This is a genomic window from Pseudonocardia sp. NPDC049635 (assembly GCF_040659795.1).
In the GTDB taxonomy this organism is placed as follows: domain Bacteria; phylum Actinomycetota; class Actinomycetes; order Mycobacteriales; family Pseudonocardiaceae; genus Pseudonocardia.
Map to the genome: position 1 here is coordinate 279,813 of NZ_JBFAON010000003.1, position 18,588 is coordinate 298,400.

19 protein-coding genes are annotated in these 18,588 nt (G+C 73.9%); all 19 read right to left on the reverse strand.

Going from position 1 to position 18,588, the window contains the following annotated elements; all coding sequences use genetic code 11:
* Positions 1-6: 6 nt before the first annotated feature.
* The 19 genes from AB0J24_RS06145 to AB0J24_RS06235 all read right to left on the reverse strand — a co-directional run bounded on the left by AB0J24_RS06145 (position 7) and on the right by AB0J24_RS06235 (position 18,371).
* Positions 7-1,527, reverse strand: a complete 1,521-nt coding sequence (locus AB0J24_RS06145) for a YifB family Mg chelatase-like AAA ATPase (RefSeq protein WP_358676179.1) — start codon at positions 1,525-1,527, stop codon at positions 7-9.
* Complete coding sequence (locus tag AB0J24_RS06150; protein ID WP_358676182.1) at positions 1,527-1,889, reverse strand: YraN family protein; 363 nt, start codon at positions 1,887-1,889, stop codon at positions 1,527-1,529. The genes AB0J24_RS06145 and AB0J24_RS06150 overlap by 1 nt, the downstream gene beginning before the upstream one ends.
* A 148-nt stretch (positions 1,890-2,037) precedes the next feature.
* Complete coding sequence (locus AB0J24_RS06155) at positions 2,038-2,361, reverse strand: DUF2469 domain-containing protein (protein ID WP_358676185.1); 324 nt, start codon at positions 2,359-2,361, stop codon at positions 2,038-2,040.
* Complete coding sequence (locus AB0J24_RS06160) at positions 2,358-3,152, reverse strand: ribonuclease HII (RefSeq protein WP_358676188.1); 795 nt, start codon at positions 3,150-3,152, stop codon at positions 2,358-2,360. The genes AB0J24_RS06155 and AB0J24_RS06160 overlap by 4 nt, the downstream gene beginning before the upstream one ends.
* 89 nt (positions 3,153-3,241) lie before the next feature.
* Positions 3,242-5,689, reverse strand: a complete 2,448-nt coding sequence (lepB, locus tag AB0J24_RS06165) for a signal peptidase I (protein ID WP_358676191.1) — start codon at positions 5,687-5,689, stop codon at positions 3,242-3,244.
* 42 nt (positions 5,690-5,731) lie between these two features.
* On the reverse strand, positions 5,732-6,091 hold the full coding sequence (gene rplS, locus AB0J24_RS06170) for a 50S ribosomal protein L19 (RefSeq protein ID WP_358676194.1): 360 nt from the start codon (positions 6,089-6,091) through the stop codon (positions 5,732-5,734).
* Between the two features lie 378 nt (positions 6,092-6,469).
* Positions 6,470-7,234, reverse strand: coding sequence for a tRNA (guanosine(37)-N1)-methyltransferase TrmD (gene trmD, locus AB0J24_RS06175; protein ID WP_358676197.1), 765 nt, complete (start codon positions 7,232-7,234; stop codon positions 6,470-6,472).
* A gap of 97 nt (positions 7,235-7,331) precedes the next feature.
* Entirely contained in the window at positions 7,332-7,874 is a 543-nt protein-coding gene (locus AB0J24_RS06180; protein ID WP_358676200.1) for a Clp protease N-terminal domain-containing protein, read from the reverse strand.
* Between the two features lie 13 nt (positions 7,875-7,887).
* Complete coding sequence (locus AB0J24_RS06185) at positions 7,888-8,103, reverse strand: helix-turn-helix domain-containing protein (RefSeq protein ID WP_358676203.1); 216 nt, start codon at positions 8,101-8,103, stop codon at positions 7,888-7,890.
* A gap of 103 nt (positions 8,104-8,206) precedes the next feature.
* Complete coding sequence (gene rimM, locus AB0J24_RS06190; RefSeq protein ID WP_358676206.1) at positions 8,207-8,788, reverse strand: ribosome maturation factor RimM; 582 nt, start codon at positions 8,786-8,788, stop codon at positions 8,207-8,209.
* Complete coding sequence (locus tag AB0J24_RS06195) at positions 8,785-9,024, reverse strand: RNA-binding protein (RefSeq protein WP_344028556.1); 240 nt, start codon at positions 9,022-9,024, stop codon at positions 8,785-8,787. Before AB0J24_RS06195 ends, rimM begins: the two co-directional genes overlap by 4 nt.
* Before the next feature lie 34 nt (positions 9,025-9,058).
* Complete coding sequence (gene rpsP, locus AB0J24_RS06200) at positions 9,059-9,556, reverse strand: 30S ribosomal protein S16 (protein ID WP_358676208.1); 498 nt, start codon at positions 9,554-9,556, stop codon at positions 9,059-9,061.
* Positions 9,557-9,704: 148 nt separating this feature from the next.
* On the reverse strand, positions 9,705-10,604 hold the full coding sequence (locus AB0J24_RS06205) for a type II CAAX endopeptidase family protein (protein WP_358676211.1): 900 nt from the start codon (positions 10,602-10,604) through the stop codon (positions 9,705-9,707).
* Positions 10,601-11,716: an amidohydrolase family protein gene (locus AB0J24_RS06210; RefSeq protein WP_358676214.1), complete on the reverse strand. Its 1,116-nt coding sequence runs from the start codon at positions 11,714-11,716 to the stop codon at positions 10,601-10,603. The genes AB0J24_RS06205 and AB0J24_RS06210 overlap by 4 nt, the downstream gene beginning before the upstream one ends.
* Positions 11,717-11,731: 15 nt before the next feature.
* Positions 11,732-13,309 carry a signal recognition particle protein gene (gene ffh, locus AB0J24_RS06215; protein WP_358676217.1) on the reverse strand — a complete coding sequence of 526 codons (1,578 nt, stop codon included), beginning with the start codon at positions 13,307-13,309 and terminating at the stop codon, positions 11,732-11,734.
* A gap of 10 nt (positions 13,310-13,319) precedes the next feature.
* Entirely contained in the window at positions 13,320-13,880 is a 561-nt protein-coding gene (locus tag AB0J24_RS06220) for an AAA family ATPase (protein ID WP_358676220.1), read from the reverse strand.
* Positions 13,881-14,098: 218 nt separating this feature from the next.
* Positions 14,099-16,561: a [protein-PII] uridylyltransferase gene (locus AB0J24_RS06225; RefSeq protein WP_358676223.1), complete on the reverse strand. Its 2,463-nt coding sequence runs from the start codon at positions 16,559-16,561 to the stop codon at positions 14,099-14,101.
* A 148-nt stretch (positions 16,562-16,709) separates the two neighbouring features.
* Positions 16,710-17,048, reverse strand: a complete 339-nt coding sequence (locus AB0J24_RS06230; protein WP_358676226.1) for a P-II family nitrogen regulator — start codon at positions 17,046-17,048, stop codon at positions 16,710-16,712.
* Between the two features lie 3 nt (positions 17,049-17,051).
* Entirely contained in the window at positions 17,052-18,371 is a 1,320-nt protein-coding gene (locus tag AB0J24_RS06235; protein WP_358676229.1) for an ammonium transporter, read from the reverse strand.
* Between the last annotated feature and the right edge of the window lie 217 nt (positions 18,372-18,588).

Here is an 18,588-nt window from a genome sequence, read left to right on the forward strand (position 1 = left end):
GCGGGATCACGCCGCCCCCCGGTCCCGGAAGTAGAGCGCCGCATCCACGTCCGCGCGACCGGGCCGGGCGGAACCGGCCAGATCCGCGAGCGTCCAGGCGACCCGCATCGCCCGATCGACCCCCCGCGCGGTCAGCTCCCCCGCCTCCAGCCGCGCCTCCAGGGAGGCCAGCACGGCCCGCGGCAGCCGGAAGCGGGAGCGCAGCACGGTACCGGGCACCTCGGCGTTGCATCGCCAACCGTCGGCCGACCAGCGCTCGACGGCGGCCGCCCGTGCCTCGAGCACCCGGGCCCGGACGGTCGCGGTGTCCTCACCGCGCTCCCCGGCCGCCGAGAGCACCGTCACCGGGGACATCTGCACGCGCAGATCCACCCGGTCGAGCAGCGGACCGGACAGCCGGGACAGGTAGCGGCGGCGGACGTCGGGCCGGCATCGACAGTCCCGGTCGACCGGCGGTGCGCACGGACAGGGATTGGCTGCCAGGACCAGCTGGAAGCGCGCGGGGTAGCGGACCGTCCCGTCGGCCCGGGCCAGCCGCACCTCACCCTCCTCCAGCGGGGTCCGCAGCGAGTCCAGCGCGGTCGCCGGCCAGTGCGGACACTCGTCGAGGAAGAGCACCCCGCGGTGCGCCAGCGACACCGTTCCCGGCCGCGCCACCCCGCTGCCGCCACCGAGCAACGCCGCGACCGACGCCGAGTGGTGCGGTGCCACGAACGGAGCGAGCACGCTCAGCGGCGCGGCCCGCCCGAGGTGGCCGGCGACCGAACGGATCGCGGCCAGTTGCAGCGCCTCGGACCGGCCCAGCTCGGGGAGCAGGCCGACGATCCGCTGGGCCAGCATCGTCTTGCCGGTCCCCGGGGGACCGACCATCAGCAGATGGTGCCCGCCGGCCGCGGCGATCTCCAGGGCCCGCCGGGCATCGTCCTGCCCCAGGACGTCGGACAGCTCCGGGACCTCGGTCCCGGCGACCGGTTCCGGCACACCGGTGGCGGAGGGCCGGTCCAGCTCGCGATCGCCCGAGGCCCACTCCAGCACGTCGGTGAGCCGGTCGGCGCCGCGCGCGTCGAGACCGTCCACCAGCGCTGCCTCGGCCAGCACCGCGCGCGGCACGACCGCCCGCCTCATGCCCGCCTCCCGGGCGGCGAGCAGGCACGGCAGCACACCGCGCACCGGCCGCAACCGGCCGTCGAGCGCCAGCTCGCCCAGCAGCGCGGTACCCCGCAACCGCTCCGGCGGGATCGATCCGGTGGCCGCCAGCACCCCGCAGGCCAGGGCCACGTCGAAACGCGATCCGGTCTTGCGCAGGGTCGCCGGGGACAGCGCCAGGACGATCCGCTCGTTCGGCCAGTCCCGCCCCGAGTGCACCACCGCCGACCGCACCCGGTCCTTGGCCTCCTGCAGCGACGCGTCCGGCAAGCCGACCAGATGGACCCCGGGAATGCCGCCGCCGACCACCGTCTCGATCTCGACCGGGACACCGTCGACCCCGTGCAGGGCGACCGACCACACCCGTGCCGGCGCCGGCATCAGAACGCGCCCGGATAGTGCACCAGGGTCGGGGGCCGGCCCGGTGGCATCAGCACCGCGACGACGTCGAATCGCACCTCCAGCCAGGGCAGGCGGTGCGCGGCCATCCACTCGTGCGTGAGACCCCGGATCCGCCGGATCTTGTACGCCGTGACCGCCTCGGCGGGTTCGCCGAAACGGGTGCCGGAGCGGGTCTTCACCTCACAGACGACGAGGCGCCGATCCCGGTCGCTCGCGACGATGTCGAGCTCACCCGCCCGGCACCGCCAGTTGCGCGACAGCACGACCATCCCGTGCTCCCGCTGTAGGTACTCGGCGGCGGTGTCCTCACCGCGGCGCCCGAGCTCGTCCTTCGCTGCCATGGGTCCACGATCGGGTCATGCGGACGCGTCGCACCCACTGATCGCGAACCTGTGGACGGATCGGGCACCTGGGGACGGGCACCCGGAGCCGCGGTCCGCGTGCCCCCGCACCGTCAGGGGTGTGCGGCAGACTCGGCGGGGGCCCGGCTCAGCCCGGGAACGCCTGGTCGCCCGGCAACCGCAGGTCGGGGGTGTCCAGCTCCTCGATGTTGACGTCCTTGAACGTCACCACCCGCACGTTCTTCACGAACCGCGCCGGCCGGTACATGTCCCACACCCACGCATCCGACATGCGCACCTCGAAGTAGACCTCGCCGTCGGCGTTGCGCGGCGCCACGTCCACCGAGTTCGCCAGGTAGAACCTGCGCTCCGTCTCCACCACGTAGGAGAACTGGGCGACGATGTCCCGGTACTCCTTGTAGAGCGTGAGCTCCATCTCGGTCTCGTACTTCTCGAGATCCTCGGCGCTCACCGGCCCGCTCCTCCTGTGACGATCTCCATCGGCTCCCATCGAGTCGGACCCGCCTCGCCGGCGGCTCCCTCCACGTCCTCGGGGACCTCCTCGTTCCGGACCTCATTGTGGACCAGCCCGGTCGGCACGCCGCGCCCGGCCACCGCGGCGACGTTCGCGAACGAGAAGCGGTGCTCCGCGCACGGCCCGTACTCGTGCAACGCCGCCTCGTGTTCCGGGGTGTTGTAGCCCTTGTGCACGGCGAACCCGTAGCGGTCGTGCACGGTGTCGAGCTCGGTCATGATCCGGTCCCGGGTCACCTTCGCCAGCACCGACGCGGCCGCGATGCAGGCCGCGACCTGGTCACCCTTCGGCACCGCGAGGGCGGGACGACCGAAGCCACGCACGGCGAAGCCGTCGGTGAGCACGTACCCGGGCGGTGCGACCGTGAGCGCGGCGACCGCGCGCCGCATCCCCTCGATGTTGGCGACGTGCACCCCCCGCCGGTCGACCTCCGCCGGCGGGACGACGATCACCGCCCGGTCCAGGGCCCGCCGGACGATCCGGTCGAACCAGTACTCCCGCGCGGCCGGTGTCAGCAGCTTGGAGTCGGTCAGCCCGTCGAGCGCCCTCGCGTCACCCGGGCGCAGTACGCACGCCGCGACCACCAGCGGCCCGGCGCTGGCACCGCGACCCGCCTCGTCCACCCCGGCGACCGGGCCGAGACCGTGCCGCTGGAGCACCGACTGCAGGGTCCAGCTGCCGGCGTCGCGGACCACGGCGCGCGGGGGCCGCAACCCGTCGGGCAACACCCGGAGCGGGCGCCGCCGGACCGGTCGCGCGCGACGGACCGCCGCGGCCGGTCGGCCTCGGTACGGGGGAACCGGCACGCTGCTCCCGGTCAGGATCTCCGGCGCCACCCCGACGGGGGGCGCACTGCGGGCAGGAACCGCTCCGCCTCGGCGCGGGCGCGCAGCATGCGACGGCGGCCGAGTGCGAACGGCAGGGCCCCCATCATGCCCAGCCCCAGCGGGAGACCGTCGGGCAGCCCCGGCCCCGCCGACGCCGTCGCGGTCTGCGGGTCGGTCGAGCCGAGCCAGCCGAACCGGTCGAAGGGCAGCACGATCAGCCGCGCCTTGCCGATGACGTTCTCCTCCGGGATCGGCCCGTGCCCGGCCGCCCGGGAGTCCGCGGAGTTGTTGCGGGAGTCGCCCATCATCCAGTACTCGCCCTCGGGCACCGTCACCGGTCCGAACGGGATCTGCCGGGCCGGGCCGGCCTCCGGCAGGTAGTAGACGTAGGGCTCCTCCAGGGGCTGGCCGTCCACCATGACCTGGTTCAACGCGTCGCAGCAGGCCACCGTCTGACCACCGACGGCGATCACCCGCTTGACGAAGTCCTTCTCGTCCGGTGGAGCGAAACCGACCAGCGAGCCGATGGTCTCCAAGCCCCGCAGCAGCGGATTGGCCGATCCGCCACCGGCGGTCGAGCCCTCGGCGCTCCAGCCGTCCGTGCCCCGGAACACGACGATGTCACCCGGCGAGATGTCGGTGAAGTTGTAGGTCACCTTGTCGACGAGGACCCGGTCGTTGGTGCAGCCGGTGCAGCCGTGCAGGGTCGTCTCCATCGAGCCGGACGGGATCACGTAGACCTTCGCCAGGAACGTCTGGATCAGCACCGTCAGCAGCAGCGCGACGCCGGCGAGCAGCAACATCTCCTTCCAGAACGCCAGCTGGCGCTTCTCCCCGTCCTCACCCTGGGTCGCCTTCGACCGCCCGGTCAGGGCGGCGATCCGCCCGGCGATCCCGGACGGCCCGCCACGCCTGCCCGCGGGCGGTTCGGCCGTGCCCTCGTCGGCGGAGGCCTCCTCGGGCTGCTCGTCGAGGTCCTGGTCGGCGGGCTCCGGCACGTCCGGGACGGGCCGGCGCGCCCGACGACGGCCCGGCTCGACCGACCCGGCCTCACCGGACTCGTCGAACCCCTCGTCGACCGGGGCGTATCCCTCGTCGGCGGGCGGGGCACCGTGCTGCGGAACGCGGGCCGGTGCCGGAGGACCGCCGAACACGGTGGTCTCCTCCGGCGGCAACGGGCTGCGCGGGAGCGGGGCGGAGGGCACCCGGCCCGGCGGCGGCGCCGCCGGGCGTGCCGTCGGCGCGACGGGGCCCGCCGTTGCGGGCACGGCCGGGCCCGACCGGAACTCAGGACCTGCCGGGCGTCGTCGCGCGGAGTCGTCGTAGGCGGCGGGCGCGGCTGCGTCGGCGCCGTGCCGACCCTCCGGCGGGGCCGACCGCGCGGGGATCCCGCTCCCGGCCGCACGGCGCCGGGGCGGCCCGTCGGGTACCTGTGGCAGGGACCGCTCGACCGCTCCGGGACGGATGTACCCGCCGTCCGGGCGGTCCGCACGACCGGCCCGGCGGGGGTGGCCGTCCTGGTGGCCGGCACCGGCCGCGGGGTCGAACCCGCGGGGCTGCTCCGGACCGGCCCGCCTGCCGGTCACGGGACCACCGGACCTGCCCGGTGCGTCGACCGGCCGGTGGCCGATGCGCGGCTCGGCCCCCGGACCCCTCGGCGGAGCGTCCGCCGGCCCGCGCTCGCGCCGGTGGCTGCCGGTGCGCGCCGGGCGGGGCTCGCCGGCCTCCGGATGCCGGGGACGCCCGGGGCGGGGCTCGTCGATCTCGGGCCGGGCGCGCCTCGGGCGGGCGTCGCCGCCGTCGTCGGCGCGGCGGGAGCGACCGGGCTCGGCATCGTCGCGGCGGGCGCGACCGGCGGGCGGCCAGGAACGGTCCTCGGCGCGCCTGCGGCCGCCGGTACCGGTGGCCCCGCCCTCACCGAGCCGCCCGGCGTAACGGGCTCTCAGCGAGTCGGCACCGTCGGCCGCCGACCCCTCCGGGCCGTGCGACGGCCCGCCACCTGCAGCGCGCGGCGGCTGGTGACCGTTGCGCGCGGGCCCCTCGGCGGCACCGTACGACGAGTGGTGGCCATCGGGGTTCGCGTCCGGGCCGGGAGCGGCGCCGTTGCGCCCGGAACCGTGCCGGGCCCGGCGCTCACCGGCGACGGTGCCGTACCCGTTGCGGTAGCGGCCGGGACGGTCGTCCCCGGGCTCGGGGTCGGCGTGCCGGGTCCGGACGCCGTAGGACTCCTGCTCGGCCGGGTCATCGGTACGGGCCGGGACGCCGTGCTGCAGCGCCGCGCCCAGCAGCCAGTCCTGCTCGGACCCCGCGCCCCCGTGGGCGGCCGCGGGCGGCGGGGCCTCGGGGGCCCGTCGCCGACCGGGGCGCTCGGGAGCATCGCTGCCGCGATACCGCCGGGGGCGGGCCCGGCGGTCATCGGGGAGCTCGGGGAAGGCCACGGTTCGAGATTACGTCACCAGCCCGTCACGACGGGGTGACGGTCAGGACGCGGACGGGGCCTCGCGACGCTCCTTGATCTTCGCGGCCTTGCCGCGCAGGTCACGGAGGTAGTACAGCTTCGCCCGGCGTACGTCGCCGCGGGTCGCGACCTCGATCTTGTCGATGTTCGGCGTGTGGACCGGGAAGGTGCGCTCGACGCCGACCCCGAACGAGATCTTGCGGACGGTGAAGGTCTCCCGGGCGCCGGAGCCGTGCCGGCGGATGACCACACCCTGGAAGACCTGGGTACGGGTCCGGTTGCCCTCGATGACCTTCACGTGCACCTTGAGCGTGTCCCCGGGCCGGAAGTTCGGGATGTCGGAGCGCAGGGTCTGCGCCTCCAGAGCGTCCAGGGTGTTCATGTCGACGGTCCGTCCTCGTGTGTCGTGCGTGTTCGTGCAGGTCGTGCGGTGCCACCCCGGCTCGTTCCGGGTCTCGCCCGGGGCCACCCGGGTGATCCGCACCTCGTCGGTGGGCCGCTCGTCCGGGTGGCGGGCTCCGGTACGGCCCGTGCGGCGCACGATCGCCTCGACCGGCACGCACCACCGTCACCGGGCACCGCACACGGCGCTGGCAACCCGTCCATAGTGCCAGACGGGCGGATCGGTCCGGACACCCGGTGGTCCGATCGGTCCGGGACCACCGGGGCCGGACCCCGTGACGAGGCTCCGACCGGCGGTCGGTGCAGCCGTCGGGCGGGCACCCGGGCCGGCCCGCACCCGCACCGCTCGCGGATCCGCTCAGTCCGCGTCCGGGCCGTGCCGCCCGGCGTCCAGCACCGCGCGATCGGTGGCGTCGAGCGCGCCCGGCGGGAGGGCGTCGAGCAGATCGGGACGACGATCGCGGGTCCGTTCCAGCGCGCGGTCGCGGCGCCAGCGGGCGATCGCCGCGTGGTTGCCGCTGCGCAGCACCTCCGGCACGGCGAGCCCGCGCCAGATCTCCGGCCGGGTGTAGGAGGGCCCTTCGAGCAGCCCGTCGGAGAACGAGTCCTCCTCCGCCGAGCGCGGGTTCCCGAGCACCCCGGGCAGCAGCCGGGCCACCGCCTCGACCATCACCAGGACCGCGGCCTCACCACCGACGAGCACGTAGTCCCCGATCGAGACCTCGTCGACCTCGACGCCCCTGGCCCGCGCGTCGAGCAGCACCCGCTCGTCGATGCCCTCGTAGCGGCCGCAGGCGAACACCAACCGCGGCTCGGCCGCCCAGGCCCGCGCGGTGGCCTGGGTGAACGGCCGCCCGGCCGGTGTCGGGACCACCAGCCGCGCCGGTCGCGGCCCGGCCGCAAGGACCTCGTCCAGTGCCTCGCCCCACACCTGGGGGCGCATCACCATCCCCGGCCCGCCGCCGTACGGGGCGTCGTCGACGGCCTGGTGCACGTCGTGCGTCCAGCGGCGCAGGTCGTGCACCGCCACGTCGAGCAGTCCGCGTTCGACGGCGCGCCCGAGCAGCGCCTCGCGCAACGGGTCCAGGTAGGCCGGGAAGATGGTGACGACGTCGATCCGCACGTGGCGGATCGTCGCAGGACGCCAGTCCCGGCCGTTCCTGGAGGTGCCCCCGGGCGGGTCCGCCGCAGGTGCTGCGGCCCGGGGGCGGGATCACCACTCAGCCGGCGCGCCGGCCCCCGCGCCCGTCCAGTGCGTCGACGGCCCGGCGCATCCCGGCGAGCGTGACGCCGTACCGTTCGAGCACCCGCGAGGCCGCGTGGTCGGGGTGCAGCAGTCCGAGGAGCACGTGCTCGGTGCCGATGTGCCGGTCACCGAGCCGGACGGCCTCGCGCAGCGCGAGCTCCAGGCTCTTCTTCGACGCCTTCTCGAACGGGATGTGTCCCGCGAACCACCGGCGGCTGCGGCGCCGCTCCAGCGCACCGGGACCGAAGGACTCCTCGGCGGCCCGGCGGACCTCGTCGAGGTCGATCCCCAGGGTGGCCAGAGCCTCGGCCGTACCGGTCCCCGTGGCGAGCGCGCTCTCGACCTCGGCCGTCCCCACCCCCGCCCCGCGCAGCAGCGTCTCCCCCGGGCTGCCCGGGCAGCGCAGGACCCCGAGCAGAAGGTGCTCGGGCCCGATCCGGGCGGCCCCGCGCTCACGCGCCTGTTCCTGGGCGATGACCACGACCTGCCGGGCCGGGTCGGTGAACCTCTCGAACACGGTCGTCTCCCCTCTACAGGCCGAGCCTGCGGTACTTCTTGTGCACCGCCTGCCGGCTGATCTGCAACGCCTCGGCGATCTGCTGCCAGGACCAGCCCTGGTCACGGGCGTTGGTCACCTGGAGCTCCTCCAGGGACTCCTGCAGCCCGCGCAGGGCCGCCACCGCCGCGAGACCGACGGCCGGGTCCTTGCTGGACGCCGCCGCGGCCACCGCCGTCGCATCACTCATGGTTGTCAACATAGGTTGACGCGCTCCTGTTGTCAACTGAAGTTGACAACAGGAGCATGAGAAAGGCCCGGTGACGCGATGTCACCGGGCCCGAGGCAGGGAGTCAGTCCTCGGCCGGATCGAGCAGCCCCTCCGGCGGGTCGAGGACGACGCGTCCACCCGCCAGGTCCACCGTCGGGACGATGGCGCCCACGAACGGGACCAGCGCGTCGTGCCCGGCCGGGCGCCGGACGACGAGCAACGAGCCACCGGGGCCGTGCACGACGTCGACGACCTCGCCGGCGACGGTGCCGTCGGCCAGCTCGGCCCGCAGCCCGGTGAGCTGATGGACGTGGAACTCGTCCGGGTCCTCCGGGGCGTCCAGCTCGGCGGTCGGGAGCAACAGCTGCACCCCGCGCAGCGCCTCCGCCGCGTCCCGGTCGGCCACCCCGTCGAACAGGACCAGCCAGCGACCGGAGTGCGGCCGGGCGGAGGTGACGGTCAGCACCGCCGGCCCGGTGCCGCCGCGCCGGACGGCCCGCAGCACCGCCCCCGGCGCGAACCGGTCGCGCGGCGAGTCGGTCCGGGCGTCGACGACGACCTCACCGCGCAGGCCGTGCACACGCACGACGACGCCGACCAGGACCTCCGAGGAGTCCCCGGAGGCCCGGCCGGCGTCGGTGTCGTGCGGGACGGGGCCCGTCACCGGTCGGTGTCGACCACGTCGACCCGGACCCCCCGGCCGCCCACGCCACCGATGACGTTGCGCAGCGCGGTCGCGGTCCGGCCGCCCCGGCCGATCACCTTGCCCAGGTCGTCGGGATGCACGCGGACCTCGAGGATCCGGCCGCGCCGGCCGGTCACCAGCTCCACCCGGACGTCGTCGGGGTGATCGACGATGCCGCGCACGAGATGCTCGAGCGCGTCCGCGAGAACGCTCATGCCGTCGCTCCCGCGGTGCCCGTGACCCGCCGGATCACGACTCGGCGGCAGGCGCGTCGGCGTCCTTGGTGGCGTCGACGACGTCGTCGCTCTTCGTGGCGGCCTCGGCCGGGGCGGCGTCCGCGGTCTTGCCGACCCGCTCGTTGCCACCCTTCTTCTTCGGCGTGGTGGCCGCGGTGGTCGGCTCGTCGTTCGCCTCGGCCAGCGCCTGCTGGAACCGGGCGAGCTTGTCGGCCTTCTCCGGCTGCGGCTTGAGGGTGCCCTCGGTACCGGGCAGGCCCTTGAACTTCTGCCAGTCGCCGGTGATCTCCAGCAGGTTCTGCACCGACTCGGTCGGCTGCGCGCCGACACCCAGCCAGTACTGCGCCCGCTGCGAGTCGATCTCGATCAGGCTCGGCTCGTTCTTCGGGTGGTACTTGCCGATCGTCTCGATGGCCCGACCGTTCCGGCGCGTACGGGAGTCCGCGACGACGACGCGGTAGTACGGCTGACGGATCTTGCCCAGACGCATCAGCTTGATCTTGACGGCCACGCTGTGGTGCTCCTCGCGAATGTCGTGTCGTGCTGCGATGAGTCAGCTGGCGCTCGCGTGGGGTACGGGCTCGCTCACTCGAAGGTCATCGGCCGTGGCTGGTAGAGGGCCGGCCACGGACCCGACCGGTCATTCTGCCAGACGGCGCTCACACCGCGGGCAGCGCCCCGACCAGCATGAGGGCCAGGGCCAGTCCGGGCAGGAAGTTGTTGACCGCGTGCGCCACGATGCTGGCCGTGATCCGGCCGGTCAGGATGCGCGCCACGCCCAGCGGCAGGGCCACCACGAACAGCAGCGGGGCCCGCAGGAACTCCAGGTGGGCGATGGCGAACACCAGCGTGGTGATCACGAAGACCACCCAGCGGTTGCTGATCCACTTCGCGACCGCGTTCCAGAGCAGCCCGCGGTAGACGATCTCCTCGCAGACCGGCGCGATCACCACCACCGCGAACATCACACCGAGCGCGATCGGCCAGGTGGCGGTGATGCCCTCGAACGCGACCCCGACCGAGGTACCGACGTCCGGGCCCACCAGGTAGAGGTAGAGCAGCGCGGCCGGCACGGTGACGAACAGCCCGGCGATGCCGATCAGCAGACCGACGCCGACGTCCTCCCAGCGCCACCGCAGGCCCAGGTCCGCCACCGGGCCGTCGCCCCGCCAGAGCGTCCACAGCACGCAGGTCAGCGCCGCCAGCATCGTCGGCACCGCGATCGCCAGCAGCACCCCGCCCGCGGAGTCGACGTCGATGATCCAGGCCATCGCGACCGACGCGCCGAGGAACACGATCTCGACGACCAGGAAGGCCCAGAGCCCCCAGCGCACCCGGGGGGTCGGTGAGGGGCTCAGCCCGAACGGCCCGAGCGGCGGGCCCGGCTGCGGCGGCCCGGACCCGCCGGGGCCGGGCGGCGGCCCGGCCGGGCCGGTGACCGACGGCGGCCCGGCCGGGCCGTACTGCGACGCGGCCGGGCCGTGCTGCGGCGCGCCGTACCCGGCGGGGCGGCTCGCCGGGTCCGACGGGTGGCCGGCGGGACCCGGCGTGGAACTCATGTCCCCACAGATACCCGACGGCCCCTGATCACGACCAGCGACGGGTCCCGGAGCACGTCGAGGTCGTCGCGCGGATCACGGTCGTAGACGACCAGATCGGCGGGCGCCCCCGCGACGGGACCGGCCGGGCGGCCCAGCCACGCCCGCGCCGACCAGCTGGCGGCGCCGATCGGGTCCGGATGCCCGGCCCGCGCCAGCTCGGCGACCTCGTCGGCGATCCGGCCGTGCCGGATGCCGCCGCCCGCGTCGGTGCCCGCGTAGACCGCCACCCCGGCCTCGATCGCCCGGCCGACCGTCTCCCAGGCGTGCGCGTGCAGGTCCCGCATGTGCCCGGCGTAACGCGGGTACTTCGTGGCCTGCTCCGCGATCGACGGGAACGTCTCCACGTTGATCAGCGTCGGGACCAGCGCGGTCCCGCGGCGGGCCATCTCGGAGATCAGGTCGTCGGTCAGGCCGGTGCCGTGCTCGATGCAGTCGATCCCGGCGCCGATCAGCCCGGGCAGCGCGTCGGTGCCGAACACGTGCGCGGTGACCCGGGCTCCCATCTCGTGGGCCGCTCCGACGGCCTCGGCGAGCACCTCGTCCGGCCAGAGCGGGGCGAGATCGGCCCCGTCGCCGAGGCCGCGGTCGATCCAGTCGCCGACCAGTTTCACCCAGCCGTCGCCACGGGCGGCCTGGGTGCGGACCTCCTCGACGAGCAGTCGTGGATCGTCCAGCTCGGCGGCCAGGCCCGGGATGTAGCGCTTGGGACGGGCCACGTGCCGCCCGGCCCGGATGATCTCCGGGAGGTCCTCGCGCAGCCGCAGGGCCGAGGTGTCCACCGGCGACCCGCAGTCCCGGATCAGCAGGGTCCCCGCGTCCCGGTCGGTGCGTGCCTGGTCGGCGCACTCCTCCAGATCCGTGATCGGCCCGTTCGGGCCCAGGCCCACGTGGCAGTGCGCGTCGACGAGGCCGGGCACGATCCAGCCGCCGGTGGCCAGGTCCTCGGCACCGGGCAGCGGATCGGGGCTGACCCGCCCGGAGCCGTCGATGTAGAGGTCGGCGCCCTGTGCACCGTCGGGACCCAGCAACGTTCCGCGCAGCCGCCACCCCGCGGCAGGAAGATCCGACATGGCCCGGAGGCTACGTCACTTCTTCTTCCCGAAGTTCAGCTTGGACGGGTCGAAACCCGGCGGGAGCTGGTCCATGGAGCCGAGGCCGGGCGGCAGCTGCTGCAGCGTCGGGGGGAGGCTCGACAGGTCCGGCGCGCCCTGCGCGGCCCGGTTCGCCGGGTTGCCGCTGCGCCGGCCCTTCTTGGCCTGCCGGGCCTTGCGCGGGTTCTTCGGGACCTTCTTCGTCGCGCTCCGCCCACCGCCGAGACCGAACTGACCGGCCATCTGCTTCATCATCTTGCGGGCCTCGAAGAAGCGGTTGACCAGGTCGTTCACCTCCGAAACGGAGGTACCGGAGCCGTTCGCGATGCGCACCCGGCGGGACGCGTTGATCATCTTCGGGTCGGCGCGCTCGGCGGGCGTCATGCTCCGGATGATCGCCTGCAGCCGGTCGATCTGCTTGTCGTCGACCTGGTCCAGCGCCGCCTTCATCTGTCCCTGGTTCGCACCGGGGAGCATGTTCAGGATGTTGCCGATCGGCCCCATCTTGCGCAGCTGGAGCATCTGCTGGAGGAAGTCCTCCAGCGACAGCTCACCGGAGCTGATCTTCTGCGCGGCGGCGGCCGACTGCTCGGCGTCGAAGACCTGCTCGGCCTGCTCGATCAGGGTCAGCAGGTCACCCATCCCGAGGATGCGCGAGGACATCCGGTCGGGGTGGAAGACGTCGAAGTCCTCGAGCTTCTCGCCGTTGGAGGCGAACAGGATCGGCTGTCCGGTGACCTCTCGGACACTCAGTGCGGCACCACCGCGGGCGTCGCCGTCGAGCTTGGTCAGCACGACACCGGTGAATCCGACGCCGTCGCGGAAGGCCTCCGCGGTGGCGACGGCGTCCTGACCGATCATCGCGTCCACGACGAACAGGACCTCGTCGGGCTGCACCGCCGTCCGGATCTCGGACGCCTGGCGCATCAGCTCCTCGTCGACGCCCAGCCGGCCCGCGGTGTCGATGACGACCACGTCGTACTGCTTGTCACGGGCGTACGCGACGCCGTCGCGGGCGACGCCGACCGGGTCACCGGGCGGGTGCGCCGCGGTCCCGGCCGGCTCGCCGGAACCGGTCGTGCCCGGGTGCGGCGCGAAGGTCGGCACGCCGGCGCGCTCCCCGACGATCTGCAACTGGTTCACCGCGTTGGGGCGCTGCAGGTCGCAGGCGACCAGCAGCGGCGTGTGACCCTGCCCCTTGAGCCAGCGGGCCAGCTTGCCCGCCAGGGTGGTCTTTCCGGCACCCTGCAGGCCGGCCAGCATGATGACGGTCGGCGGTTCCTTCGCGAGGTTCAGCCGGCGCGTCTCGCCACCGAGGATCGCCACGAGCTCGGCGTTGACGATCTTGACGACCTGCTGGGCCGGGTTCAGGGCCTGCGAGACCTCGGCACTCTTGGCCCGCTCCTTGACCCGGTTGATGAACTGGCGGACCACCGGCAGGGCGACGTCCGCCTCCAGCAGGGCGATCCGGATCTCGCGCGCGGTGGCGTCGATGTCGGCGTCGGAGAGCCGGCCCTTGCCGCGGAGGTCACGCAGCGTGGATCCGAGCCGCTCGGAGAGGGAGTCGAACACCCTTACCAGCCTACTTTGCCAGTGCCAGCCCCCGGCGGGCGCCGGAGCGATCCGCGATGCGGACCGATGTCCAGCCCCGCTCGCGGCCCGCGCGCAGCCGTTCGGAGGTCCCCCGGGCGCGTTCGACGTGTACCGCGAACGACCGTGACCGCACCACCCGCCCGCGGGCCCGCTGCCCGGCGAGCGCCTGGTCGGCGGGCACGTCCAACCACAGCAGGTGCGGCTCCCGGCGTGCCACCCTGGCCAGCGCCCGGACGGCCGCACGCACCGCGGGTGAGGTCGCGGGGAGGTGGACCACCACGGTGTCCGCCCGCCCGGCGCAGGCCAGCAGGACACCGCTCCGGTGCGCCAGGTGGGTGAGCCAGCGGTACCACGCGTACGGCACGGCGCCGGGGAGCCTGCGCGCGAGAGCCGCGCGGGCGGCACCGGAGTCGAGCACCCGGGCACCGGCCGGGGCCGTCATCGCCGCCAGCAGGGTGGACTTCCCTGCCCCGGGCAGGCCGGCGACCAGCAGCAGGGTCCGGCCGGGGAGCCGGACGACGAACGGATCGACGGCATGCGCACGGCTCATGCCGATGGCAACGACCGGTGCTCACGGATCGTTCCACCACGAACACGGCGGACCACCCCGCCGCGCGGGGTCACCCCGCCGACCCCTTCGCACGAGGCCGCCGCAGCCGCCCGGGCCCGCACCCCGCGCGAACGCGGCGGACCCGTGCGGCCCCCCGGGACGGCGGGACCGCACGGACCCGGTGACCGGCAGACGGACACGCGGGCGGCGGGGCGCGGTCAGCTGAGCTGGCGAGCGGCCGCGGCGGCCAGCACCGCCCGCTCGATCTCACGGCGGGCGGGCCGGTCCGGTGCCCCGGCGATGCCGAAGGAGTCGACGACCGAGGCGCCCAGGGTCTCCACCCTCGCCCACAGCAGGTCGACCCCGGCCCGTTCCAGGGCAGCGGTGACGTGGTGCAGCAGCCCGATCCGGTCGGTGCCCCGCAGCTCCAGCACGACGGCCCCGGTCGCCTCGTCGTCGAACCAGAGCACCCGCGGCGGCGCGGTCCGTTCCACCTCGGGGGTCGAGGGCGCGTAGTCGCGTTCCTTGCGGACGAGCGCCTCCGGCAGGGCCAGCGAACCGTCGAGGATGCGGACCAGATCGGACCGGAGCAGCGCCGGGTCCGGCAGCCCGCCGAAGCGGGGCGTCACCGCGAACGTGAGCACGGCCACCGGCGGTGCACCGGACGTCACCGCACCCGGCCCCGCCCCTGCCGGGGTCACCGGAGGTGATCCCGGCACACCCGGCCCTCCGGTGACCGTGACGTCCGCCGTGTGCACCTGCAGGGAGTGCAGCGCGACGACCCCGGCGACCGCGGACAGCACACCGCGCCCGTCCGGCAGCGCGACGGCCAGGGTCGCCACGTCGTCCCCGGTGGAGAACCGGACCTGCGGCGCACCGTCCTCGGCGACCGCCTCCACCATCTCCTTGTACGCCGGGTCCGGCGGACCCGGTTCGAGGAACGGCCGTCCGTCGAGCGCGCTCAGGCAACGCCCGGACAACCCCTGGATCAGGGTGCGCCGCCACGGGCTCCACACCCCCGGTCCGGTCCCCAGCGAATCGGCCTCGGCGAGCGCGTCGAGCAGCTCCACCAGCACCGCGACCCGCTCGTCGTCGGCGCCGACGGCGCCCCGCAGGGTGTCCAGCACCCGGGTCACGGTCGCCGGATCCTCCGGATCACGCCGGGTGGCGGTGTGCGGGAGCAGGAGATGGTGGCGGACCATCGCGGCGAGCAGCACGACGTCGGCCTCGCGCAACCCCAGTCGCTCGCCGATCTGGCGGACCAGCGACTCCCCGACCACCGAGTGGTCGCCACCGCGGCCCTTGCCGATGTCGTGCAGCAGGGCGCCGAGGAGCAGCAGGTCCGGCCGGGCCACCCGGGTGGTCAGCCGGGCGGCCTGCGCGCACACCTCGACCAGGTGCCGGTCGACCGTCCAGACGTGCGTGCGGTCCCGGGGCGGCAGATCACGCACGGCGCCCCACTCGGGGAACAGCCGCCCCCACAGCCCGGTGCGGTCCAGCGACTCGATCACGTCGATCATCGCCTCCCCGGTTCCGAGCAGCGCCAGCAGCTCCGCCAGCGCCGCCCGCGGCCACGGTGCGCGCAGCTCCGGGGCGGTGTCGGCGAGCCGGGTCAGCGTCCCGGCCGAGATCGGCAGGCCGGTGCGCGACGCGGTGGCGGCGACCCGCAGCACCAGGGCCGGGTCCTTCGCGGCCGAGGCGTCGCGGGCCAGGCCGACCTCACCGCCGTGCTCGACGACGCCGGAGTCCAGCGGACGGCGCACCGGTGCCCTGCGCAGCGCCGCCAGCCCGCGCCGGGGCAGCGCGTGGCGGGCCTGACGCAGACCGACCTCCGCGCCGAACGCGACGGCGCGGGCCGCCCCGGACAGCGCGCGGGCCAGGTCGAAACGGTCCCCGACGTCGGAGAACCCGACGCTCGCCGCGATCTCGTCGGCGTCCTGGGCGCGCAGCACGTCCCGGGCCCGCCCGGAGAGCCGGTGCAGCTCGGTGCGGACGTTCAGCAGCAGGGTGCGGGCCTCGGCGATCTCGGTCGACGGGCGGTCCACCAGTTGGGCGGTGGCCAGCGCGTCGATCAGCTGGATGTCACGCAGGCCGCCGTGACCGTTCTTCAGGTCGGGCTCGATCCGGTGCGCGACATCGCCGTTGCGGCGCCAGCGCTCCGTGGTGGTCTCCACGATCTCGTCGAACCGGTTCCGGATACCGGCCCGCCAGGCCTTCCGGACGGCGTCGCGGACCTTGCCCGAGAGTGCGCCGTCGCCCGCGATGTGCCGCGCCTCCAGCAACCCGAGCGCGGCCCGCAGGTCGGTCGTCGCGACCTGTACGGCCTGGCCGGGGGTCCGGACCGAATGGTCCAGTCCGATCCCGGCGTCCCACAGCGGGTACCAGAGCTGCTCGGCGAGGGTGTCGATCTCCTTGCGCCCGTCGTGCAGCAGCACCAGATCCAGGTCGGAATAGGGACAGAGCTCGCGGCGGCCGAGCGCCCCGACGGCGACCAGCGCGACGCCACCCCCGTCGCCACCGAGGCCGAGCGTCGCGCACCGCGACGAGAGCCAGAAGTCGTGCAGGTCGACCAACGCGGCCCGTAACGCCTCCGGACCGTGGTGGTGCCGACCGTTGGACTCCAACAGGACCGACTTCGCCTTGACCAGGTCCGCCGCCTCGCCCGACCCGAGGACCGTCATCGCCCTGCGCCACCCACCTTCCGTTCGATCCTGACGTCCCCGTGCCGACACCCGCCGGGGCCGGTATGTCCGGTTCGTGGCCGGACATCGGACGGGCCCGCCGCACCTCGGGGGGAGATGCGACGGGCCCGCCCGTCGGTACCCGTTCTCAGATGGCGTCGGAGCCGCGCTCGCCGGTCCGCACCCGGACGACGGTCTCGACCGAGGTCACCCAGACCTTGCCGTCACCGATCTTGCCGGTGCGGGCGGCCTCGACGACCGCGTCGACCACCTTGTCCAGCAGGGCGTCGTCCACGACGACCTCGACCCGCACCTTCGGCACGAAGTCGACCGAGTACTCCGCACCCCGGTAGACCTCGGTGTGCCCCTTCTGCCGGCCGTAGCCCTGCACCTCGCTGATCGTCAGACCGAGCACGCCGATCTGCTCCAGCGCGCCCTTGACGTCCTCGAGGACGAACGGCTTGACGATGGCTGTCACGAGCTTCATGGGTCAGGCCTCCTGCTTCGCCGGGGTGGTCGGCGAGGCGCCCGCGGAGGGCTTCGGCGCCGAGCCGAGGCCGCTGCCGCCACGCAGGCCGGAGAACTCGTAGCCGGTCTCCGCGTGCTCGGCCTCGTCGATGCCGGTCTGCTCGGCCTCGTCGTCGACCCGCAGACCGATGGTGAACTTCACGATGTAGACGATGATCGCGGTGACCACGGCGCAGTAGACGATCGTGGCCAGCGCGGCGACCGCCTGGATGCCCAGCTGACCGATACCGCCGCCGTAGAACAGGCCGTTGGTCTCGTCCGGCGCGATCTCGGTGGCGAACAGGCCGATGGCCAGGGTGCCCCAGAGGCCGGCGACGAAGTGCACGCCGACGACGTCGAACGAGTCGTCGTAACCCAGCTTGTACTTCAGGCCGACGGCCCAGGCGCTCAGCGCACCACCGATCGCACCGATGATCAGGGCGCCGATCGGGGACACCGCGGCACAGGCCGGGGTGATCGCGACCAGACCGGCGACGATGCCCGACGCGGCACCCAGCGAGGTGGCCTTGCCGTAGCGGATCTTCTCCACGATCAGCCAGCCCAGGATGGCGGCGGCGGTCGCGGCGATCGTGTTGGTGAAGGCGAAGGCGGCGGCCCAGTCGGCGGCACCGGAGGAACCGGCGTTGAACCCGAACCAGCCGAACCACAGCAGACCCGCACCGAGCATGACCATCGTCAGGTTGTGCGGGCGCATCGCCTCACGCGGCCAGCCGCGGCGCTTGCCCATGATGATGCAGAGCACCAGGGCCGCGATACCGGCGTTGATGTGGACCGCGGTACCACCGGCGAAGTCCAGCGCGCCCAGGCTCGAGGCGATCCAGCCGTTGTCCAGGTCGAAGACCCAGTGCGCGACCGGGAAGTAGACCAGGGTGGCCCAGAGACCGGCGAACAGCAGCCAGGCGCCGAACTTCATCCGGTCCGCCGCCGCACCCGCGATCAGGGCGACGGTCAGGATCGCGAACATCGCCTGGAAGCTGACGAACGCCAGGTCCGGAAGCGAGTTGGCGGCCTCGTCGTTCGCGAGGACCGAGCTGAGACCGAACGCCTCGAACGGGTTGCCCAGCAGGCCCCCGCCGATGTCGGTCCCGAACGTCATCGAGTAGCCGTACAGGATCCAGAGGACGCCGACGAGTCCCAGCGAGCTGAAACACATCATCATCATGTTCAGCACGCTCTTGGAGCGGGCCTGACCCCCGTAGAACAGGGCCACTCCTGGCGTCATGAGCAGTACGAACGCAGCACTCGCCAAAATGAAGGCGGTATCGCCGCTGTTGAGCTCCACGGTCTGTCTTCCCTCCCACGTCTGTCGGTGTCCGACTGGGAGGGAAGAATGATGTTCGCGTGTTTCGCATTCGGCGCCGAGCTGTTTCGCAGTGGTTAACACGGCTCCCGGGTGTATGACGGTTCTGTTACCCGACCGGATGCGGGGGACGATTTGTCGCCCGAATGATCCTGTTCGTGATCCACCGCACGGCCCAGCGGGGTGCCACCCGCCGGGC